The following is a 20,455-nucleotide window of genomic DNA, read 5'->3' as shown; positions in this document are numbered from 1 at the left end:
TCGCGTGATGATCCGAGGGCTCTTCGTGCTCGCGATCGCGTGCTCGATCGCAGCGTGCGCGGCGCCGGAGCCCGGCGCGGAATTCGTCGCGCGCGACGAGGACTTCGAGCGCTTCCTCGAGTGGCCTTCGTTCGAGCTCCCGCCGGGCAGCCTGACGATGGCGCACGAGGACGGAGCGACGCGTCGCCTCTACTTCACGCACGTGCCCGAGAGCGCGAGCGCGCCCTTCCCCGTCGGCACGATCCTCGTGAAGACCGCCGAGCTCGGAGAGCCCTCCACGTGGGAGATCCACGCGATGGTGAAGCGCGGCGGCGACTTCAACGCGACCGGCGCGCGAGGATGGGAGTTCTTCGATCTCGCGATCGACGCGAGCGGCGGAGTCGTGGTGGTCTGGCGCGGAGAGAGCCCACCGCCCGGCGCGGGATATCCGGGCTCGTCCGACGGAGCGTGCAATTCGTGTCACACGCTCGTGCCCGATCGCGATTACGTATTCGATCGATCGTTGTTCGATTGAAGGATCGGAGTCGGATGCATCGAGAGAGGATCGAAGTCCGGACGCGCGGTCGCGGTACCTACGAGATCACGCGCGAGCTGCAGCGCGCAGTCGCGGAGTCCGGCGTGCACGAGGGGCTCTGTCACGTGTTCGTGCACCACACGAGCGCGAGCTTGATCGTCTGCGAGAACGCCGACGCCGCGGTGCGGCGCGATCTCGAGCGCTTCTTCGCGCGCCTGGTGCCCGACGGAGACGCGCTGTTCGAGCACGACGACGAAGGGCCCGACGACATGCCCGCGCACGTGCGCACGGTCCTCACGCAGGTCGCGCTCACGCTGCCGGTGAGCGAGGGTCGCTGCGATCTCGGCACGTGGCAGGGCGTGTACCTGTGGGAGCACCGCAGCGCGTCGCACCTGCGGCGCGTGACGATCTCGATCGTGTGATCCTAGGGCGTGCAGAAGCCGGTGCTGCCGTCCCACGCGAGCCCCTGACAGGTCTGTCCTTCGTCGCACACCGACTCGGGAACGAACGGATCTTCGGGGTCGAGATAGTCGGGGCGCGTGAGCTGGCACGACTGCGTGCAGACCGCGGACTGGCAGATCGCGCCGGGCTCGCAGTCGAGCTCCTCGGCGCACTCGGCGCCGAAGGGGATGCCGCCGCCGTACCAACACACGCGACCGTTCGACGGCGACGGGAGGCACACGCTGCCGTCCTGACAGACCCACGTCGTGTCGCTGCAGGGCAGCATGCACGCGGATCGCATCTCGTCGATCGTGACGCAGATCATGCGACCGCCGCACTCGCCGTCGGCGCTGCACGCGGTGCCGGGGTCGACTCCGCCGCACGCGGCGAGCACGATCGCGATCACGAACGAGCCGAGCGCGCGACGCATCCGCGCGGAACCTAGCAGGTCTCGCGGCGTGGTAAGTAGCGGCGCGCGTGGTCTCGACGGCGCGCGCGAGCGTGCCCATGTGAGCGGGTCTCGCGAAAGGGTGGGGATGACGACGAGGGGTCCAGGTGCCGAGCGTGCGCACGTCGTGATCGTGGGCGGGGGGCTCGCGGGGTGTGCGGCCGCGACGGTGCTCGCGGAGCGCGGCGTGCGCGTGACGGTGATCGAGAAGGAGCGCTACCTCGGCGGGCGCGTCGGCGCGTGGGAGGACCAGCTCGCGGATGGAACGCGCTTCGAGATGGAGCGCGGGTTCCACGCGTTCTTCCGGCAGTACTACAGCGTGCGCGCGCTGCTCCGGCGCATCGATCCGACGCTCTCGTGCCTGCGGCCGCTCGAGGACTATCCGCTGCTCGGACCGCGCGGATGGAGCGAGTCGTTCTCGGGGCTGCCGCGTCGCGTGCCGCTCAACCTGCTCGCGCTGGTGTGGCGCACTCCGTCGCTTCGCCTGCGTGATCTGCCGCGCATCGACGTGCGGCCCGCGACCGAGATGGTCGCGTTCGATCCGAGCGCGACCTACACGAAGTGGGATCACGTGACGGCGCGCGAGTACCTCGACTCGCTGGGGTTCCCGACGCGCGCGCGGCAGATGCTGTTCGATGTCTTCGCGCACTCGTTCTTCAATCCGGAGCACGAGTACTCGGCGGCCGAGCTGCTCGCGATGTTCCACTTCTACTTCCTCGGGAACCCCGAGGGCCTCGTGTTCGACGTGCTGCGCGAGCCGTTCTCCACCGCGCTGTGGAAGCCGCTGCGCGCGTACCTCGAGGCGCGCGGCGTGCGCTTCGTGATGGAGAGCGAGGTCTCGCGCGTCGTGCGTCGGGGCGCGCGCCTCACGGTCGAGCACTCGAGCGGGAGCGAAGAGGGCGACGCGCTGGTGCTCGCGGTGACGGTGCCCGCGCTGCGCGCGCTGATCGATGCGTCGCCTTCGCTGCGCGAGGAGGCGAACGGATCGTCGGCGCGGGTGGACGCGTGGAAGCGCGACGTGGCGTCGCTCGAGGTGACGTTGCCGTTCGTCGTGTGGAGGCTGTGGATCGATCGCCCGCTGCGCGCGGATCGCGCGCCGTTCGCGGGCACGACCGGGCTCGGCATCCTCGACAACGTGTCGATCTACGAGAAGCTCGAGGGCGAGAGCGCGGCGTGGGCGCGACGCACCGGCGGATCGATCGTCGAGCTGCACGCGTACGCGGTCGACGAGTGGATGGACGAGGCCGAAATCCGTCGAGGGCTGATGGACGGGCTCTACGAGATCTACCCCGAGGCGCGCGACGTGAAGGTGCTCGACGAGCGTTACCTCGTGCGTCGTGACTGCCCCTCGTTCGCGCCGGGATCGCACGCGACGCGGCCGGGCGTGGAGACGCCGGTGCCGGGGCTCTGGCTCGCGGGCGACTTCGTGAAGCTGCCCTTCCCCAGCGCGCTGATGGAGCGCGCGGTCGCGTCGGGGTTCCGCGCGGCGAGCGGCATCGCGGCCTCGCTCGGCGTCGCGGAAGAGCCGATCCGCACGGTGCCGCCTCGCGGGGTGCTCGCCCCGTGGATGACGCGCAGCGCGTGATGATCGACGCCGAGCACGTGATCGTCGGCGCGGGCTGCGCGGGGCTCTCGCTCGCGGTGCGGCTGGGGATGCGCACGCCACGCGAGCGCGGGCGCGTGCTGCTGATCGATCCGCGGCAGGAGCTCGGCGGCGATCGCACGTGGTGCATGTTCCGCGGCGCGCCCCATCCTTTCGAGCGCGCGATCACCCATCGCTGGGATCGATGGCGCGTGATCGCGGGCGGGCGTGTGATCGAGCGGAGCGTGCCGGGGCGACCCTACGAGCACGTCGACTCGACGCGCTTCTTCGAGGAGGCGATCGCGCGCATCGACGCGAGCGAGGGCGTGCGGCTCGAGCGCGGCGTGAGCGCGAGCGCGATCGTCGACGAGGGCGAGCGGGTCCGCATCGAGACCGATCGCGGGACGCTGCGCGCGCGCATCGCGTGGGACGCGCGCGGAGGAGGGCCCGACGAGCGGCCGCGCGAGGACGACGTGCGCTGGGTGCAGCACTTCGTCGGATGGGTGGTGCGCACCGAGCGCGCGATCTTCGAGCCGGGGATCGCGACGCTGATGGACTTCTCGGTGTCGCAGGCGCGCGGGCCGCACTTCGTGTACGTGCTGCCCTACGCGGCGAACGAAGCGCTCGTCGAGGACACGTACTTCGGCGACGTGCCGCTCGCGGTCGCGGAGTACGAGCGTGGGCTGCGCGAGTGGCTCGATGCGCACCACGCGGGCGCGGTCGAGATCGTGCGGCGCGAGCGCGGGCAGCTGCCGATGAGCACGGCGCAGGTCGCGCCGCGTCGCGATGCGCGCGTGGTGCCGATCGGCCTGCGCGCCGGGAGCGCGAAGCCGTCGAGCGGATACGCATTCGCGTTCATCCAGCGCCACGTGGAGGCGATCGCGGCGCGCGTCGATCGCGGCGACACGGTTCCGCCCGAGGTCTCGGTGCGATCGCCGATCACGACGTTCTACGATCGCGTGTTCCTGGCCTATCTGCGGCGGAACCCGACGCGCGCGCCCGAGGTGTTCGGCTCGCTCTTCGCGCGCACGAGCCCGGAGCGCATCGTGCGCTTCCTGTCGGAAGAAGGCGGCGTCACCGATCACCTCGCGGTGATGAACGCAGTGCCGCGCCTCGGCGTGATGGCGGAGATCGCGCGGTCGCGCGCGCTCTGGCTGGGCCGTTAGGCTCGCGCCGCGTCGCACCACGCGGCGAGCTTGTCGCGCTTGATCGCGAGCTCGGACGCGATGCGGGTGATCGCGTCGTCGTCGAGCGCGGCGAGCGCGGCGCGATCGGCGATGCCGAGCGCGTGCAGCTTCGCTTCGATCTTCGGGCCGATGCCGGTGATCGTGCGGAGGCTCGCGGGAGCCGAAAGCGGCTTCGCGGGCGCCGCGTCGAGGAGCGCGCGGAGGGACTCCACTTCCTTCTCGAGCCGCGCGTCGTTGCGACCGTTCTCGATCACCAGCGACTCGAGATCCGCCATGCGCGGCAGCAGCGCGTCGACGCTCGAGGCCGTGCGCAGCTCGTCCTGCGCCTCCGCGAGCTCTTCGATGCGCGCGAACGCCTTCTCGGCGCTCTCGATCGCGCTCGACATCTTCGCGCGCTCGGTGCGCATCTCGTCGAGGAGCGCATCGACGTGGGCGCGCATCGCGGCCTGCTCGCGCTCGATCCCGAGCATACGCGCCTCGATGCGATCGATCGCGAGACGCAGCTCGTCCGAGCGGGGATCGGCCTCGATGCGCGCGACGCGATCCTCGATGCTCGCGAGCCGCACCGCGCGGGCCTCGTCGAGCCTGCGGTTCTCCGCGAGCTCGGAGCGGAACGCGCTCACGCCGGCGCGCGCGCTCTGCGCGAGCGTCTCGACCTCGGTGGTGCGGGCGTCGAGCGCCTCGAGCGGGAGCGGTCGCTCCGCGCGCGCGATCGCGTCGCGGGCGGTGGACTCGGCGCGCTCGAGCGCGGCACCGAGCTCGCTCTCGATGCGATCGAGCCGCGCGCTCAGCGCCTCGGCGCGGTCGCGGCTCGTGACGGCGTCCTGCTGGGCGCGGCTGGCCGCGGCGCGCGCCGCGGAGAGCTGGATCTCGAGCTGGGCGATGCGCTCGCGCCAGGGATCGAGGGACGCGTCGGGCGCGGTGGAGACACGCGCCGCGGTGGCGAGCGAGGGCGCGCTCGGAGGTCGCGGGATGAGGAAGTCCGGCGAGCTCCCGGGAGGCGGCGTCGACGGTCGAGCCAGCGAGGGCGGGACGGTCGACGGTCGCTTCGGCGGAGGCGGCGCGCTCGGTCGCGCGTGGAGCTGCGGAGGTCGCGCCGACGGGCTCGTGCCGGTGCGCGCGATCGCGCTCGGCGTGAGCGCGGTGGGCGCGATCGACGGGCTCGCGCTCGATGCGGTGCGCGGCGAGGAAGCGAGCGGTGGCAGCGCGGACCGGAGCGGCGGCAGCGCGGCGCGCAGCGTGCCGGACGAGCTCGGCGCGCGCGGAGGCGTCGAGCCGCGCGCCTCGGGGACGCGGACCTCGGACTCGGTCTTGGTGTCGTCGGAAGAATCGGACACGCGCAGCGATGATACTCGACGTGACGCTCGCTGGAACTACGCTCGCGCGCATGCGTCGAAACACGATGATCCAAGCGTTCTCGGTGCTCTCACTCGTGATCACGCTGCACGCGTGCGCGCCGCGCGAGCAGGAGAGCGCGCCGAGCGACGAGACGAGCGGCTCCGAGAGCAGCACCGGCAACGAGCAGGGCGGCGAGACCGGCAGCGGTGAGACCGGCGGTGGTGAGACCAGCGGTGGCGGCGAGATCGTGGTCGGCACCGACGCGTGCACGACCGACGCGGACTGCGTGCCGGCGTCCTGCTGTCACGCCGCGGCGTGCGTCGCGCGCGCGAACGCGCCGAGCTGCGGCGATGCGATGTGCACGATGGACTGCCGCTCCGGCACGATGGACTGCGGCGGTGGCTGCCTGTGCCAGGAAGGTCGCTGCGCCGCGCGGCTCATGGTGATGGAGCAGCCGCAGGTGCAGTGATCATCGACGAGGATCACTTCCAGCGCGTGAGGATCGCCTCGCGCGAGAAGAGACGCACCGCGACCCAGAGCGCGAGCGCGTCGATGCCGAGCAGCATCGCGGCGCCCCAGAGCAAGAGGCGCACGTCGAGGAAGAGCTCGCCCATCACCGTCGAGATCCCCATCACGATCACCGGGATCACGAGGAAGCCGACGAGCCCCTGGGCGGTGCGCGGATCGTTCACGCGCGACGACGCGACGATCGCGGCGAGCGCGCTGAGCAGCGCGAGCACCGGCGTCACCGCGAGGAACGCGGCGGGCCACACCGGACGCACCGCGAGCGCGAACACCGCGGGCGGGCAGGTCTGGTGGAAGCCCGCGAGCGTGATGCCGTACGCGAGCTGGGTGATCAGGGTCGCGGGCACGACCGCGGCGAGGCACTTGCCGAGCAGGAGATCGCCGGTCGCGATCGGTGTGGCGAGGAGCGGCTCGAGCGTGCGCTCGACCTTCTCGCCGACGATCGCGTGGGCCGCGATGGTCGAGGGCAGCGCGAGCGCGATCAGGAGCAGCATCGAGAGGTACTGATCCGCGACCAGCGCGAGCAGCGCGTCGCGGCCACGACCGAGCGCCTGGAGCTGCGGCGCGAGCCCGGTGGGGACATCGCCGCGGAACTCGGCGTCGGGCACCCGCGCGAGGAACGCGGTGGTGGAGATCGCCGCGCCGACGAGCGCCATCGGGAGGATCGCCATCGTGAGCATCACGAGCCGATTGCGGCGCAGCTCGATCCACTCGCGGCGCATCACCGCGCGCACGTGATGGAGGTTCATGCGCGTGCCTCCGGCGAGGCACCGACGAGCTCGAGATAGACCTGCTCGAGCGTGCGCACCTCTTCGCTGACCGTGCGGATCTCCGCGCCCGCCTCGACCAGCGCGCGCACCAGCGCGGGGTTGTGCGCCTCGGGATCGTCGAGCGCGATGCGCATCGTGTCGCCTGCGAGCGCGGCGTCGCGCACGAAGGGGAGCGCGCGCGCGACGTCGAGCAGCGCGGCGTCGGGCGCGACCAGACGCACGATGGTGGACGCACGCTCGAGGTCGCGGCACAGGCGCGCCGGCGTGTCGACCCGGAGCAGGCGGGTGCGGAGCACGCCGATGCGATCGCAGAGTCGCTCGGCCTCGTCGAGGTTGTGCGTGCAGAGGATGATCGTGCGCCCTTCCCTGCGCAGATCGGTGACGAGCTCGCGCACGGTGCGCGCGGCCGCGGGATCGAGCGCGCTCGTCGGCTCGTCGAGGAAGACGACCTTGGGCTCGTGCAGCACGGCGCGCGCGATCGCGAGGCGCTGCCGCATGCCCTTGCTCCAGCCGCCGACCGGCTCCTTGCGACGCGCCCAGAGATCGAGGCGCTCGAGCACCGCGCGGATGCGCGCGTCGGGATCGCGCAGGCCGTGGATGTCGGCGAAGAAACGCAGGTTCTCGACCGCGTCGAGGCGCACGTAGATGCCCGGCGTCTCGGTGAGGATCCCGACGTTCGCGCGCACCTGCTCGGGGTGCGTCGCGACGTCGAAGCCCGCGACGGTGGCGCGACCGGTGGTCGGAGAAATGACCGCGGTCAGAAGTCGCACGGTGGTGGTCTTGCCCGCGCCGTTGGGGCCGAGCAGGCCGAACACCTCGCCCTGGGCGATCTCGAGATCGAGCCCTTCGAGCGCGACGAAGTCGCCGAAGCGACGACCGAGGTTCTCGGCGCGGATCACTCTGCTCCGTCTCCTCGGGGCTGCAGCCTCCCCGACGCGCACTCCGCGCTCCAGCGCGAGGCGCACGCCTCGAGCCCTTCCATGCCGCAGGCCTCGGCGTACGCGCCCTCGGCCTCGCTGCAGCAGCCGAGCGCGATCATCGCGGCACGATCGCTCACGTGATGCGGCGTGCTCGTGGGATCGCCCACGCACGCGCGCTGCTGTCGGCCGAGCTCGTCGCGTGCGCCCTCGCACGTCAGGGCACACCGCACGCGCACCTCGCGCCCGCCGCGTCGGATCGCGATCGGCTCGGACCGCTCCTCGACACGCGGCGGCGTCGGATCCTCGGGTGCGCGCTCGGTGCACGCGGAGAGCACGATCGCGATCATCAGGTGCTTCATCCCACGCGTTTGTCCTTGAGGCGCAGGAGCAACATCGTGAGGACCACGCAGCCGAACGTGAGCGTGCCGATGCCCGTCGCGGCGTAGACGATCGGCAGGTGGAGCGAGGGGATGAACCCCGGGAAATTCTCCATGTAGCGCTCGATCTGACAGAGGTGCAGGTGACCGCGCGCGCGCAGATCGATGTTGCTCAGCGCCTCGAGCGCGTAGCGCGTGGTGGTGAACCAGCTCACGAGCCACGTGAAGCCGGTGAGGCGCGTGATCGATCCCGCGAAGAGCAGCTGCGGGATGACGAGGAAGTTGATGCCCCAGAGCGCCGACACCGGGTTGCGCACCGCGGCGGAGAGCGCGAGGCCCATCGCGCTCGCGCAGCTGGTCACCATGACGCCGACCAGCCAGTACCAGAACGGATTGCCGCGCAGCTCGAGCAGCGGCAGCGCGACCGTGAGGTTGAGCGTCGCGACGATCGCGCCGAGCCCCGCCAGCACGAGGAAGCGCGCGAGCACGTACGGAATGATGTTGAGCCCGGCGAGCCGCTCTCGCTCGTAGATCGTGCGCTCCGCGACGAGCACGTTCGAGCTCGCGATGATCATCGGTAGGAAGAGCGCCATCAGGATCGCGAGCAGGCCGGTGCGGGGATCGCGGATGCGCGCGTCGCGCCATCGCTGCATCGAGTCGCTGAACGGCGGCTCACCGCGCGTCACGCGCGCCTGCACCGCGCTCTGCACGGTGTCGGGATCGCACGCGATGGAGTCGTCCTCGCCTGCGCATTGATCGACGGTGTCGGGGCCGGTGGTGTCGCGACACCCGAACGAGCCCGCGGCGAACGTGGTCGAGCCCGCGGTGGTGAGACCGATCAGGAGCCCGAGCAATGGCGCCTGCAAGAGCAGCAACAAGAGCGCGGTCTTGTTGCGCAGCGTGAGCTTGAGCGAGCGCGCGAGCAGCACCGGGAACTGGCGGAGCGACGAGCGACTGCGCGGCTTGGGTGGCGGGCCCTGGGTCGCGGCGTCGGTGCCGGGCGCGCGCTGGGTGACGAAGCGCTGGAACGTCTGCGTCTTCTGGAAGCGACCGCGCCACTCGTCGGCGGGCATCTGCTCGACGTGGTCGAACATCTCGCGCGGCTTGCTCGGCGCGGCGCCGAAGAACTCGTACGAGTCGGGCGAAGGCGGGCCGTAGAAGAGCATCTTGCCGCCGCGCCCGAGGATCGCGACGGTGTCGAACTTCTCGTACTCCTGGTAGTCGGGCTGATGGATCGTGAGGACGATCGTGCGGCCGCCGTCGGCGAGGCGTCGCAGCGTCGCGACCACGTCGGCGGCGTCGGTCCACGAGAGGCCGCTCGTCGGCTCGTCGAGGATGAGCAGCGAAGGATCGGTGACGAGCTCGACCGCGAGGTTCACGCGGCGGCGCTGACCGCCGGAGAGCACCTTCTCCTCGGCGCTGCCGATCTGCAGATCGCGCTGCTCCCAGAGCCCGACCTGCTTGAGCGTCTGCTCGATCGCGTCGTCGAGATCCTTCTTGCTGGTGCCGCTGGGCAAGCGGAGCTTGCACGCGTACCAGAGCGCCTCGCGCACGGTGAGCTGCGGATGGACGATGTCGTCCTGCGGCACGTAGCCGACGTTCGTGCGGAACGACTCGTACTGCTGGAAGAGCGGGCGCCCGTTGAGCAGCACGCCGCCGTGCGTCGGACGGTAGAGCCCGAGCACGCTCATCAAGAGCGTGCTCTTTCCCGCGCCGCTCGGGCCCAGCATGCCGACGAGCTCGCCGGGGAAGATCGACATCGAGACGTGGTCGAGCAGCGTGCGGGGCTTGCCGCTGCCGCGATCGGGCACGGTGAGCCCGACCTGCACGAGATCGAGGCGCACCTTCGCGCGCTGCGCGCCCGCGATGCGGCCGCCCTGGCCGATGGTCAGCGCGACGGCGCCGACCACGACGCGCTGTCCGGGTCGTGCGATCGCGCCGCGCGATCCGACGCGCTCTCCATCGACGTAGGTGCCGTTCGTCGAGCCGAGGTCCTCGACGCGCACCGTGCCGTCGTTGCCGCGCGTGAGGCGCGCGTGGCGCGTGCTCACCGTTGGATGCGGGAGCACGAGGTCGTTCTCGGCCCCGCGCCCGACGTGCAGCACCGGGCGATCGAGGTTGACGTTCTGGACCGCGGCAGCGAGCGCCGAGCCGCCCGACTCGGCCTCGCTCAGCAGGCGATCGAGCAGCGGCACCGGCAGCGGGAATCCACCGAGGAGCAGCAGCGAATTCGGCTGCAGCCGCGCCTCGGTGACGCGGAAGTGCGGCCCGTCGATGAACGTGCCCGCGGGCGCCCCGAGGTCGCGCACGATGATCGCGCCATCGGGCGTCTCCACGATCTGTGCGTGCTGGGGCGCGACGTCGGGGTACTCGATCGTCACGTCGCTCGACGCCGCGCTGCCGAGCACGATCGGCTGGCCCTTCGCGGGACGGCGCACGACGCGCAGGAGCAGGTTCGCGATGCGCGGATCGGAGAGCGGCACCGGCGCGGAGCCGAGGCGCACGTCGTCGCGGAACGTGATCGCCTGGCGCATCACCCGCACGCCGTTGACGTACGTGCCGTTGGTCGATCCGAGGTCGTCGATCAGCAGACCTGCGGGCTGGGTCTTGGTGATGCGCGCGTGGCGCGCCGAGACGACCGAGTTGTCGATCACGATCGAGCACGCGGGATCGCGACCGAGGGTGATCTCGGTGGCCGGAGGCGGCGTGCCCGGCGCGAGCCCGAGCGCGCTCACCTGATCGAGCGCCATCGTGCGCGGCGGCGCGGCTTGCTGCGGCGGTGCGACCGCGGAGGGACGCGGCGCGATCACGCCCGGCGCCGACCCGACGTTCCCGCCCGGCACCGACATGCGCGGCGCGGGCGAAGGCACCGTCGACGGTGCGGGCATCGGCACCGACTCGCCGACCCGCGTCATCGGCGCGCCCTCTGCGCCGGTGGAGAATCGGAGCCCGCACGACGCGCAGAACTGAGCGTTGAGTGGGTTCTGCGCTCGGCAGCGCGGGCAGGTGATCATGCGAGCGCGCGGAGAATACCGGAACCCGGTGTACAAGGGAGAGATGGCGTCGGAACGAACCCTCGGTCTGCTCCGCCCTCGCCCCGACCTCGGTGTGCGCGCGCTCTCGTCCGAGTGGCGCGCGCTCTTCGCGCGAAAGGGGCTCACCGAGGATCTCGAGCAGGGCCTCCTGCTCGCCGCGCAGACGCTCCCGCTCGCGATGCTGATCGCGACGTTCTCGGGCGCGACCGCATGGTCGGGGATCGTCTCCGCCGCGGTCGGCAGCGCGTTCGCGGTCGCGCTCGGAGGCACGCGCAGCGCGGTGTCGGGGCCGGGCCTCGCGAGCTCGCTCGTGGTCTCGTCGATCGCGGCGCGCCACGGGCTCGGCGAGCTCGGGATCGCGATGGTGATCGCGGGCGCGCTCCAGGTCGTGATGGGCGCGCTGGGGATCGGACGCTTCGTGCGCCTCGTGCCGCTCGCGGTGATCCGCGGCGCGCTGATCGGCATCGGCGCGGCGATCCTGCTCGCGCAGCTGCCGCACATGATCGGCGCGAGCGTCGACCCCGACGCGAGCTCGCTCGCGCGGCTCGATCACATGGGCGCGCACCTTCCGCGCACGAGCGGCGCGGTGCTCGTGATCACGCTCGCGAGCGCGCTGCTCGGGCTCACGACGTTCGTGCACCGGCGCATTCCGGGACCGCTCCTCGCGATCGTGCTCTCCGCGCTCGCCGTCGCGATCCTCGATCTCGACGTGCCGCGCGTCGCGGAGTCGGCGCACCTCCCGGCGCCGCACGTCCCGCAATTCCCGTCGACGCGCATCGCGCAGCTCGCGGGCAGCGCCTTCGCGCTGTGGATCACCGCGACGCTCTGCACCGCGGTGTCGACCGCCGCGCTCGAGCGCGTCGATCGTCACGCCGCGGATCCCGATCAGGAGCTGATCGCGAACGGGCTCGCGACCGTCGTGCTCGCGTTCCTCGGCGGCCTGCCCGCGACGCAGCTCGTCGCGCGCTCCGCGATCGCGGTGCGCCTCGGCGTGACGCGCCGTCGTGCGTCGCTGGTGCAGGCGCTCGTGGTGCTCGTGGTCGGGCTCGTCGCGTGGCCGGTGATGCGCTTCGTGCCGACCGCGGCGCTCACCGGCATCGCGCTCGCGGTCGCGCTGCCGTTGCTCGACCCGCGACCGCTGCGCGACATCGGGCGCGTCTCGCGCTTCGAAGGCGCGCTCGGCGTGACCACCGCGATCGTGATCGCGTTCGCGGGGCTCGTCGCGGGCGTGCAGGCGGGCGTCGCGATCGCGCTGGTCGCGGCGACGCTGCGCATGGCGCGCACCCGCGCGCTGGTGCATCGCAGCCGCGATCCCGAGGTGCCGCACCAGGTGAGCTTCAGCGGGCCGCTCACGTTCCTCGCCGCGCTCGAGCTCGCGCGGCTGCGCGCGGAGCTCGCGAAGCTCCCCGCGTCGAACGGTGTGCTCATCGATCTGCGCAGCGTGGTGGCGATCGACGGCACCGGCGCCGACGCGCTGATCGCGACGCTCGACGACGTGCACGCGCGCGGCGGGCGCGTCGCGCTGCTCGGCCCTTCGATGGTCGTGCGCGAGCGGCTCAGCGCCGCGGCTGCGCTCACCGGACGTCGCGCGAACGAAGGAGAGCGCGCGGACGTCGACGCGGCGATCGCGCCCACCGAGCGCGACGTCGACGCGATCCTCGGCAAGGCGCGCTCGTTCCTCGCGCGCCCGCACCTCATCGCGGGCGTGGAGCGCTTCCGCGAGGAGATGAAGCCGCACTACGACTCGCTGTTCGCGCACCTCGCGGACGGCCAGGCCCCGCACACGATGTTCGTCACCTGCGCCGACAGCCGCGTCTCGCCGGGCCTGCTGATGAACGCGCACCCGGGCGACCTCTTCATCGTGCGCTGCATCGGCGCGCTGGTGCCGCCCGCGACGAGCGAGGCGATGCCGCAGGAGGGCGCGGCGGTCGAGTACGGCGTGGGCGTGCTCGGCGTGCGGCACATCGTCGTGTGCGGCCACAGCAAGTGCGGCGCGGTCAGCGCGCTCAAGAAGGGCAAGGTGCCCCCGGAGCTCGAGACGCTCGGGCGCTGGGCGAAGCACGCGACGCAGGTCGCGGGCGATCTCTCGACGTTCACCGACGCCGACGAGGCCGCGCGCGAGGTCGCGGTGCGACAGCTCGAGCACCTCATGACGTACCCGCTGGTGCGAGAGCGCGTGGCGAAGGGCGAGCTCCAGCTCCACGCATGGTTCTACGATCTCGGCGCGGTCGAGCTCTTCGAGTGGGACCCGAAGCGCGCGCACTACCACGTGCTCGGCGCGGAGCGCGCGCCCTCGCTCACGCCGCCTCCCGCGCGCACGAACGACGCGGAGCTGACCCTGCCCGGGCCCGCGCCGGTGCCGCCCGAGGCGAGCTGATCGTTCGCGCGGTTGTGCCACCACGCTCCGTCCTGCATGCTCCGCGCGCTTTTCCGGACGGAGGACGCACCGAGATGTTCCGCAAGGTCCTGGTGGCGAACCGCGGCGAGATCGCGGTGCGAGTGATGCGCACGCTGCGCGAGATGGGCATCGCGTCGGTCGCGGTGTACAGCGATGCCGATCGCGACGCGCTGCACGTGCGCGTCGCCGACGAGGCGGTGCACATCGGGCCTTCGCCGAGCCGCGAGAGCTATCTGCTCGTCGATCGCATCGTCGACGCGTGCAAGAAGACCGGCGCCGAAGCAGTGCACCCGGGCTACGGCTTCCTCAGCGAGAAGGCGGAGCTCCCGCGCGCGCTCGCCGCGGCCGGCATCACGTTCATCGGGCCCGATCCTTCGGCGATGGACGCGATGGGCTACAAGACCGCGGCCCGCGCGCGGATGATCGAGGCCGGCGTGCCCGTCGTGCCCGGCGCCGACGCGAAGGACTTCGACACCCTCGCGCGCGAGGCCGATCGCATCGGCTATCCGCTCATGCTCAAGGCCGCGGGCGGCGGCGGCGGCAAGGGCATGCGCGCCGTGCACTCGAAGAACGATCTCAAGGGCGCGTGGGAGCGCGCGCGCTCCGAGGCCGCGAGCGCGTTCGGCGACGATCACGTCTACGTCGAGAAGCTCATCATCGAGCCGCGCCACGTCGAGATCCAGGTGCTCGGCGACAAGCACGGCAACGTCGTGCACCTCTTCGAGCGCGACTGCTCGATCCAGCGCCGCAACCAGAAGGTCGTCGAGGAGACGCCGACGCCCTCGCCGGTGCGCACGCCCGAGCTCATCGCGAAGATGGGCGAGGTCGCCGTCCGCGCCGCGAAGGCCGTCGGTTATCACAGCGCGGGCACCGTCGAGTTCCTGCTCGCGCCCGACGGCTCGTTCTACTTCCTCGAGATGAACACGCGCCTGCAGGTGGAGCACCCGATCACCGAGCTGATCACGGGGATCGATCTGGTGCGCGAGATGGTGCGCGTCGCGGCGGGCGAGCCGCTCGGCTACACGCAGGCCGACGTGCAGCAGCGTGGCCACGCGATCCAGTGCCGCGTGTACGCCGAGGATCCCGCGACCGGCTTCCTGCCGAGCCCGGGCAAGATCGAGGTGCTCCGCACGCCGAGCGGCCCCGGCGTGCGCGACGACGGCGGCGCGTACGAGGGCTTCGAGATCCCGAGCTTCTACGATCCGCTCGTCAGCAAGCTCTGCGTGTGGGCCCCGACGCGCGAGCTCGCGATGGCGCGCATGAAGCGCGCGCTGAGCGAGTACGTGGTCGGCGGCATCCGCACCAACATCCCGTTCCACCTCGCGCTGCTCGAGCACCCCGAGTTCGCGCGCGGTCGCTACGACACCGGGTTCATCCCGCGCAACGAGGCGACGCTGCACACCAGCGGCTCGCTGCGCGACGCCGGTGACGCGATGGCGATCGCGGCGGCGGTGCATCGCGCGCTGGCCGACGATCGCGCGGCGAAGCAGTCGGCGCGCGAGTCGATGAGCGGCGGTGGCGCGGGCGGGCCCGGCATGAGCCCGTGGCGGATGGGCGCGATCGCGAAGCTGCGCTGAGCTCGACCAAAGGAAAGAGGCCGCATCGGATCACTCCGATGCGGCCTCTTCGTTTTCGGTCACTCGACCGCGATCACTCGGTCGTGGTGCCCGCGTCCGTGCCCGCGTCGGCCTCGACGCCTGCATCGCTCATCTCGACGCCTGCATCGGTCATCTCGACGCCGCCATCGGTCTCGATGTCGACGCACGAGCCCTCGTCGTCGCACTCCTGACCGGTCGGGCACGCGTGCGTCGCGTCGCAGTCGCGGAAGCAGATGCCGATCGCGTCCTCGCCCTCGCCGAGCGTGAAGCAGCGGTGGCCCGAGGGACACTCGCCGCGCGACACGTACGTCGCCGCCGGCGTGCAGACCGCGAGGCAGGTGCCCTCGGTCGCGCCGTCCTCGGCCGCGCAGAACCCCGTCGCCGACGTGCAGCTGCCGCCTGGATCGGACTCGCCGCCCGGCGTGCACGTCCCGCCCGGCTCGTTCGCCGCCGGCGTGCCGCTCGCCCACCCATTGCAGCCGACCGTCGCCACCGGATCTTCGTCCTCCGCGCACGAATCGCCCGAGCCGCCACCCGAGTCGGGACGCGGGCCCGCGTCGATCGCGCCCGCGTCGGTGCCACCGCCCGCGTCGACGCCGTCCGCGCCGTCGTCGTCACCACACGCGACGAGCGCGAGCGCGAGAAGAACCACTGCTGAAATCCGAGCCACGTCCTCATCCTCCGCGCGAACGAGCGAGCTCCCTCCAACTCGATCGCGAAAAAGGCGCGAAAATAGCGCCCGATGAGGGGCTCGCAACTGACACTGTGAGGATCGTCGACTGGCACGCTCGGACGGAAGACGTGAAGAGGCCGCCACCGGACGTTCATCCGGCGGCGGCCTCTCGATTCCATCGCTCGACCCGAGCACGGCCCGGATCGCACGCTGGAGAGCTCAGTTCACGAGGGCGGCGTCTCTTCGCAGCGCCCGAGCTCCGGATTGCACGTCCAGCCTTCCTGACACGGATGCTCTGCATCGCAGTCGCGATAACAGAGGCCGAACGCGTCCTCTCCGGTGCCCATGCGGAAGCATCGATATCCGCTGGGGCAGGTCTGCATGTCGATCAGCGTCTCCGGCGGAGCGCAGGTGTTGACGCACCAGCCCTGACCGCTGCCCGTGAGGTCACCCATGCAGATCGACATCTCGGTCGTGCACGTGCCTGCGGGCATCGCGTCCGTGCCCGGCGTGCAGCGCCCGCCCGGCTCGTTCTCCGCGGGCTCGCCCTGGAAGCCGCCGTTGCAGCCCGCCGTCGACGCAGCGTTCGCCATCTCCGCGACGCACGACACGGGGCCCGAGTCGCTCTCGCTCCCCAGCCCACCACCGTCGGCCGCTGGAACGTCGCCACCGCCGTTGTCACCACAAGCCACCGCGAAGAGCGCGGCGACGACCGCGAGCCACGCTCGCGCGCCCATCCCACTCGACATCGATTTCTCCTCCCCGTATCGGCGGCAATGGGCCGCTCGAAGGAAGTCGGTTGATGACCAGAGAGCTAGGTACCGGCGTGGCGCCGACAACAACGCGCCTGCACCGAGGGATTTCGCCCGAGTGGTCCCTCGTCGGGGCTATTCAGCACCTCTAGAACCGACGCATGGAGCTCGATCCCGTCGCCCTGTCGCGCGCGCAGTTCGCGCTGACGATCATGTTCCACTACCTGTTCCCACCGCTGTCGATCGGGCTCGGCCTGCAGCTCGTGCTGCTCGAGGGGCTCTACCTCTGGACGAAGGAGCGCGACTGGGAGCGCGCAGCGCGCTTCTTCACGCGCCTCTTCGCGGTGAACTTCGCGGTCGGAGTCGCGACCGGCATCGTGATGGAGTTCGAGTTCGGCACGAACTGGGCGACCTACTCGCGCTTCGTCGGCGACGTGTTCGGATCCGCCCTCGCGGCCGAAGGGATCTTCGCGTTCTTCCTCGAGTCGGGCTTCCTCGCGATCCTCGTGTTCGGCTGGGATCGCGTGACGCCACCGGTGCACTTCCTCGCGACGATCCTCGTGTTCCTCGGCTCGTGCTTCAGCGCGGTCTGGATCGTCGTCGCGAACTCGTGGCAACAGACACCCGCGGGATTCCACGTCGTCGGAGAGGGCGAGTCGGCGCGCGCGCGGATCACCGACTTCTGGGCGATGGTGCTCAATCCGTCCTCGGCCGATCGACTCACTCACACGCTGCTCGGCGCGCTGATCCTCGGCGCGTTCTTCGTGATGAGCGTCTGTGCGTGGTGGCTCCTGCGCCGAGAGCACGAGTCGCTCGCGAAGCGCGCATTCGGCGTCGCGCTGATCACCGGCGCGCTCACGTCGATCGCGATGTTCCTCTCCGGGCACTCGAACGCGCAGATGGTCGCGACCCACCAGCCCGCGAAGCTCGCTGCGTTCGAAGGGCACTTCCACTCCGAAGAGGGCGGCACTGCGCTCTATCTCGTCGGCTATCCCGACGAAGCGCGCGGCGAGGTCGTCGGTGGCGTCGCGATCCCGGCGATGCTGAGCGTGCTCGTGTACGGCGATCCCGATCGCCCGGTGCGCGCGCTCGACACGTTCCCCGAAGAGGATCGACCGCCCGTCGTCGTGCCCTTCGCCGCCTATCACCTGATGATCGGGCTCGGCACGTACTTCCTCGTGCTGACGCTCTGGGGCCTGTGGCTGCGGTGGCGCGGCACGTTGTGGACGAACCGACGCGTGCTCTGGCTCTTCGTGGTGTCGGTGATCGGGCCCTACGTCGCGAACCAAGCGGGGTGGGTCGCGGCGGAGGTCGGCCGTCAGCCCTGGGTCGTCTACGGCCTGCTCCGCACGCGCGACGCGGTGTCGCCGACGATCGTGGGTGATCAGGTGCTCGGCTCGACCATCCTCTTCTCGCTCGTGTACATCGGGCTCGGCGCGATCTGGGTCTTCGTGATGAACGAGAAGATCCAGCACGGCCCCGACGCGCCCGAAGCACATCCCGCAGCGATCGAAGCGGAGGCGCTGTGACTCTGCCTCTCGAGGTCTTCTGGTATCTGCTGCTCGGCGTGTTGATCACCGTCTATGCGGTGCTCGACGGATTCGATCTCGGTGTCGGGACTCTGCACCTCTTCGCGCGCGGCGATCTGGAGCGACGCTTCTCGATCAACAGCATCGGACCGCTGTGGGACGGCAACGAGGTCTGGCTCGTGACCTTCGGAGGCGCGCTGTTCGCGGCGTTCCCCGAGGCGTACGCGTCGATCCTCAGCGCGTTCTATTTCCCGTTCTATCTGCTGCTCTTCTTCTTGATCGGACGTGCGGTGTCGATCGAGTTCCGGAGCAAGCGCAAAGAGCGTTGGTGGCGTGCCTATTGGGACTTCTCGTTCTGCGCGGCGAGCACGCTGACGACGTTCTTGTTCGGATTGCTCGCGGGCAATCTGATCGTCGGACTGCCGATCGACGAGCGCGAGGTGATCCACGCGCCGCTCGTCTCCCTGTTCACGCCCTACCCCGTCGCGGTCGGCGTGCTCGCGGTCGCGGGCGCGGCGATGCACGGCGCGATCTACCTGTATCTCAAGACCGAGGGCGAGATGCAGGCGCGCGTGCACGGTTGGATGTGGCGCGCGTTCGGCGTCTTCCTCGTCGCGTGGGTGGGCGTGACGATCGCGACGCTCGTGCTCGCGCCGCACGTGACGCGCAACTTCGCGCGCTGGCCGATCGCGTGGGTGATCGTCGGGCTGCACGTGCTCGCGGTCGCGAACATCCCGCGCGCGATCCATCAGGCGCGCCCGTTCTACGCGTTCGTGTCGTCGTGCTGCACGATCGCCGCGCTCTGCTTCTTGTTCGGCATCGCGATGTTCCCGTACTTCGCGTTCGCGAGCAGCGACCCGACGCGCGGCATCGACGTGTGGGAGGCCGCGTCGAGCCAGAGGACGCTCGGGATCATGCAGATCGTCGCGCTGCTCGGGATGCCGCTCGTCGCGAGCTACACGGGGATCGTCTACTGGATCTTCCGCGGGAAAGTGCGGCTCGGAGAGAACAGCTACTGAGTCAGCGCGACGCGGGCGCGACGTCGTACGCGCAGCGGAACCCGACGAACCAGGAGCGGCGCGCGGCCTCGGACGGCACATCGCTCGGGTCCGCGGGCATCTCCGCCGGAACGAACGAGCCGGCGAACTGCAGGCCTGGATACTGGAGCGGAACGCTCGCACCGACGTTGCTGAGCTCGTGGACCTCGTTCGGCAGCCGCACGAGCTGGATCACGCCGAACGACAGCGCGCCGACCGTGGTCGAGGCCCAATTGCTTCCCGCGACGAGGAGCGTCGGACGCCCGCGCGACGGCGGACATTCGGCGCGCCACACGGGATGTGTGATCTCGACGAGCTCGGTGGACCGGCCATACGAGGTCTCGAGATCGACGACACAGTCGAAGAGGTGCTCGCTCACGTTCCCGCTCAGGTCGAGCGCGCCGTACGGGCTCACCCCGAGCGGCGCGGCGCCGACTGCGCGGGTCTCGCGCACGGGATCCGGCTCGCCCCACCAGAGCCCCACGATCGCGTGCTCGATCCACCATCGCTCGCCGCCGTCGGGGAGCGCCCACCCGTGATCGCGCGTGGGCGCCGCGTCGCCCCAGGGAAACCGCCGCGGCGCGGGTCCGACGCCGCGCGCTGCTTTCATGAGCTCGGGCGCGAGCGGCAAGCGTCCTCCCTCGCTCTCGCAGAACGCCTGAGCCTCTTCGCGCGTGACGCACACGACGGGCTGGTCGCGGCGCGCGTCGCCGGGGACGCCAGCGTGCCATCCGGACGACTCCGGCACGCTGTCGACGACACCGGTGTCGGGGTCGACGCCGAGCACGAAGCGCACCCCGCAGTCGTCGGGCGGCGCGGGCACGACCCCGGCGCGCACCGCAGCTTCGTACGCGTCCGCGGTGACCTCGGTGCGATCGAGCCAGAACGTCGGAAGGATCGCCGGAGCGACCGGCGACGGCTCGATCTCCGACGGAGCGGGCTGCTCGCCGTACCACCAATAGCGCGCGAGTTCGAACGCCCCGCCGGGCACGCACGCGACGTCGGGGTGCTCGGGCCCGCACGCGGCCGCCGCTGCGTCGACGAACGACGCGTCGGGGTAGGTGGCGTCGGGGATGAGGACGCCGGTGCGGGCGCCGCACTCGCAGCCCGCGAGTGTCAGCGACCCGACGAGCAGCGTTCTCGCGAGGGAAGCGATCCTACGCGACGACGGATCCAACGCGGCTCGGGCGACGGCTGGTGCCATGAGGCCGGATCATGATCGAACGCGACGCGTCCCGACAGTGGCCGCCAGCCGGATGCATCGATCGCAGCCAGGCGAGGTCACGATGGACCGGCGCGACCCTCCGAGAGCTCGCTCGCGACGTCACCGA

At 71.2% G+C, this 20,455-nt stretch carries 18 protein-coding genes; 9 read left to right on the top strand and 9 right to left on the bottom strand.

Annotation, left to right across the window (positions count from 1 at the left end; translation table 11 throughout):
* Nucleotides 1–7: 7 nt before the first annotated feature.
* Nucleotides 8–514, top strand: coding sequence for a hypothetical protein (locus I5071_RS06145; RefSeq protein WP_236604450.1), 507 nt, complete (start codon nt 8–10; stop codon nt 512–514).
* Nucleotides 515–528: 14 nt separating this feature from the next.
* Entirely contained in the window at nt 529–936 is a 408-nt protein-coding gene (locus I5071_RS06140; RefSeq protein ID WP_236604449.1) for a secondary thiamine-phosphate synthase enzyme YjbQ, read from the top strand.
* Nucleotides 937–938: 2 nt separating this feature from the next.
* On the opposite strand, the gene I5071_RS06135 is transcribed toward I5071_RS06140, so the two are convergent.
* Nucleotides 939–1,385, bottom strand: coding sequence for a hypothetical protein (locus I5071_RS06135; RefSeq protein WP_236604448.1), 447 nt, complete (start codon nt 1,383–1,385; stop codon nt 939–941).
* Nucleotides 1,386–1,491: 106 nt separating this feature from the next.
* On the opposite strand from I5071_RS06135, the gene I5071_RS06130 reads away from it, so the two are divergent.
* Together I5071_RS06130 and I5071_RS06125 are read left to right on the top strand one after the other, a co-directional pair.
* Nucleotides 1,492–2,988, top strand: a complete 1,497-nt coding sequence (locus I5071_RS06130; protein ID WP_236604447.1) for an FAD-dependent oxidoreductase — start codon at nt 1,492–1,494, stop codon at nt 2,986–2,988.
* Nucleotides 2,967–4,151 carry a lycopene cyclase family protein gene (locus I5071_RS06125; RefSeq protein ID WP_236604446.1) on the top strand — a complete coding sequence of 395 codons (1,185 nt, stop codon included), beginning with the start codon at nt 2,967–2,969 and terminating at the stop codon, nt 4,149–4,151. The genes I5071_RS06130 and I5071_RS06125 overlap by 22 nt, the downstream gene beginning before the upstream one ends.
* Here the strand turns inward: I5071_RS06125 and I5071_RS06120 are convergent.
* The gene (locus tag I5071_RS06120) at nt 4,148–5,509 is read right to left on the bottom strand and encodes a hypothetical protein (protein ID WP_236604445.1); all 1,362 of its coding nucleotides are present in this window, start codon (nt 5,507–5,509) and stop codon (nt 4,148–4,150) included. The two genes, I5071_RS06125 and I5071_RS06120, sit on opposite strands and share 4 nt — an antisense overlap.
* Nucleotides 5,510–5,559: 50 nt before the next feature.
* Between I5071_RS06120 and I5071_RS06115 the strand changes: the two genes are divergently transcribed.
* Entirely contained in the window at nt 5,560–5,979 is a 420-nt protein-coding gene (locus tag I5071_RS06115) for a hypothetical protein (protein WP_236604444.1), read from the top strand.
* 13 nt (nt 5,980–5,992) lie between these two features.
* Here the strand turns inward: I5071_RS06115 and I5071_RS06110 are convergent, their stop codons facing one another.
* Genes I5071_RS06110 through I5071_RS06095 form a run of 4 tightly spaced genes read right to left on the bottom strand, consistent with a single transcriptional unit; the run spans nt 5,993 to nt 11,017 of the window.
* A complete protein-coding gene (locus tag I5071_RS06110) occupies nt 5,993–6,784 on the bottom strand; it encodes an ABC transporter permease subunit (RefSeq protein ID WP_236604443.1) in 792 nt (263 codons plus the stop codon).
* Nucleotides 6,781–7,704 (bottom strand): ABC transporter ATP-binding protein, encoded by a 924-nt coding sequence (locus I5071_RS06105; RefSeq protein ID WP_236604442.1) that lies wholly within the window; start codon nt 7,702–7,704, stop codon nt 6,781–6,783. Before I5071_RS06105 ends, I5071_RS06110 begins: the two co-directional genes overlap by 4 nt.
* Nucleotides 7,701–8,084: a hypothetical protein gene (locus tag I5071_RS06100; RefSeq protein ID WP_236604441.1), complete on the bottom strand. Its 384-nt coding sequence runs from the start codon at nt 8,082–8,084 to the stop codon at nt 7,701–7,703. The genes I5071_RS06105 and I5071_RS06100 overlap by 4 nt, the downstream gene beginning before the upstream one ends.
* On the bottom strand, nt 8,081–11,017 hold the full coding sequence (locus tag I5071_RS06095) for an FHA domain-containing protein (RefSeq protein WP_236604440.1): 2,937 nt from the start codon (nt 11,015–11,017) through the stop codon (nt 8,081–8,083). Before I5071_RS06095 ends, I5071_RS06100 begins: the two co-directional genes overlap by 4 nt.
* A gap of 142 nt (nt 11,018–11,159) precedes the next feature.
* Here I5071_RS06095 and I5071_RS06090 point away from each other — a divergent pair, with 142 nt between their 5' ends.
* Together I5071_RS06090 and I5071_RS06085 are read left to right on the top strand one after the other, a co-directional pair.
* Nucleotides 11,160–13,514: a bifunctional SulP family inorganic anion transporter/carbonic anhydrase gene (locus I5071_RS06090; RefSeq protein ID WP_236604439.1), complete on the top strand. Its 2,355-nt coding sequence runs from the start codon at nt 11,160–11,162 to the stop codon at nt 13,512–13,514.
* 74 nt (nt 13,515–13,588) lie between these two features.
* Nucleotides 13,589–15,112, top strand: coding sequence for an acetyl-CoA carboxylase biotin carboxylase subunit (locus tag I5071_RS06085; RefSeq protein ID WP_236604438.1), 1,524 nt, complete (start codon nt 13,589–13,591; stop codon nt 15,110–15,112).
* Between the two features lie 73 nt (nt 15,113–15,185).
* Here I5071_RS06085 and I5071_RS06080 read toward each other — a convergent pair whose 3' ends face one another.
* Together I5071_RS06080 and I5071_RS06075 are read right to left on the bottom strand one after the other, a co-directional pair.
* Nucleotides 15,186–15,803: a hypothetical protein gene (locus tag I5071_RS06080; protein ID WP_236604437.1), complete on the bottom strand. Its 618-nt coding sequence runs from the start codon at nt 15,801–15,803 to the stop codon at nt 15,186–15,188.
* Between the two features lie 227 nt (nt 15,804–16,030).
* Entirely contained in the window at nt 16,031–16,555 is a 525-nt protein-coding gene (locus I5071_RS06075) for a hypothetical protein (protein WP_236604436.1), read from the bottom strand.
* Between the two features lie 164 nt (nt 16,556–16,719).
* On the opposite strand from I5071_RS06075, the gene I5071_RS06070 reads away from it, so the two are divergent.
* Nucleotides 16,720–18,087, top strand: a complete 1,368-nt coding sequence (locus I5071_RS06070; protein ID WP_236604435.1) for a cytochrome ubiquinol oxidase subunit I — start codon at nt 16,720–16,722, stop codon at nt 18,085–18,087.
* Complete coding sequence (cydB, locus tag I5071_RS06065; RefSeq protein ID WP_236604434.1) at nt 18,084–19,106, top strand: cytochrome d ubiquinol oxidase subunit II; 1,023 nt, start codon at nt 18,084–18,086, stop codon at nt 19,104–19,106. Before I5071_RS06070 ends, cydB begins: the two co-directional genes overlap by 4 nt.
* A gap of 1 nt (nt 19,107) precedes the next feature.
* Here cydB and I5071_RS06060 read toward each other — a convergent pair whose 3' ends face one another.
* Entirely contained in the window at nt 19,108–20,328 is a 1,221-nt protein-coding gene (locus I5071_RS06060; RefSeq protein ID WP_236604433.1) for an SUMF1/EgtB/PvdO family nonheme iron enzyme, read from the bottom strand.
* Nucleotides 20,329–20,455 lie beyond the last annotated feature (127 nt).

This window comes from Sandaracinus amylolyticus (assembly GCF_021631985.1).
Taxonomy (GTDB): Bacteria; Myxococcota_A; Polyangia; order Polyangiales; family Sandaracinaceae; genus Sandaracinus; species Sandaracinus amylolyticus_A.
This window is presented reverse-complemented; position numbering and strand designations above follow the sequence as displayed.

What these genes read in the sequence shown, in the direction of transcription:
- I5071_RS06145 (WP_236604450.1), top strand. Translation starts at nt 8, where the DNA reads ATGATCCGAGGGCTCTTCGTGCTCGCGATCGCGTGCTCGATCGCAGCG.
- I5071_RS06140 (WP_236604449.1), top strand. Translation starts at nt 529, where the DNA reads ATGCATCGAGAGAGGATCGAAGTCCGGACGCGCGGTCGCGGTACCTAC.
- I5071_RS06135 (WP_236604448.1), bottom strand. Translation starts at nt 1,385, where the DNA reads ATGCGTCGCGCGCTCGGCTCGTTCGTGATCGCGATCGTGCTCGCCGCG.
- I5071_RS06130 (WP_236604447.1), top strand. Translation starts at nt 1,492, where the DNA reads ATGACGACGAGGGGTCCAGGTGCCGAGCGTGCGCACGTCGTGATCGTG.
- I5071_RS06115 (WP_236604444.1), top strand. Translation starts at nt 5,560, where the DNA reads ATGCGTCGAAACACGATGATCCAAGCGTTCTCGGTGCTCTCACTCGTG.
- I5071_RS06110 (WP_236604443.1), bottom strand. Translation starts at nt 6,784, where the DNA reads ATGAACCTCCATCACGTGCGCGCGGTGATGCGCCGCGAGTGGATCGAG.
- I5071_RS06100 (WP_236604441.1), bottom strand. Translation starts at nt 8,084, where the DNA reads ATGAAGCACCTGATGATCGCGATCGTGCTCTCCGCGTGCACCGAGCGC.
- I5071_RS06095 (WP_236604440.1), bottom strand. Translation starts at nt 11,017, where the DNA reads ATGACGCGGGTCGGCGAGTCGGTGCCGATGCCCGCACCGTCGACGGTG.
- I5071_RS06090 (WP_236604439.1), top strand. Translation starts at nt 11,160, where the DNA reads ATGGCGTCGGAACGAACCCTCGGTCTGCTCCGCCCTCGCCCCGACCTC.
- I5071_RS06085 (WP_236604438.1), top strand. Translation starts at nt 13,589, where the DNA reads ATGTTCCGCAAGGTCCTGGTGGCGAACCGCGGCGAGATCGCGGTGCGA.
- I5071_RS06075 (WP_236604436.1), bottom strand. Translation starts at nt 16,555, where the DNA reads ATGTCGAGTGGGATGGGCGCGCGAGCGTGGCTCGCGGTCGTCGCCGCG.
- I5071_RS06070 (WP_236604435.1), top strand. Translation starts at nt 16,720, where the DNA reads ATGGAGCTCGATCCCGTCGCCCTGTCGCGCGCGCAGTTCGCGCTGACG.
- I5071_RS06060 (WP_236604433.1), bottom strand. Translation starts at nt 20,328, where the DNA reads ATGGCACCAGCCGTCGCCCGAGCCGCGTTGGATCCGTCGTCGCGTAGG.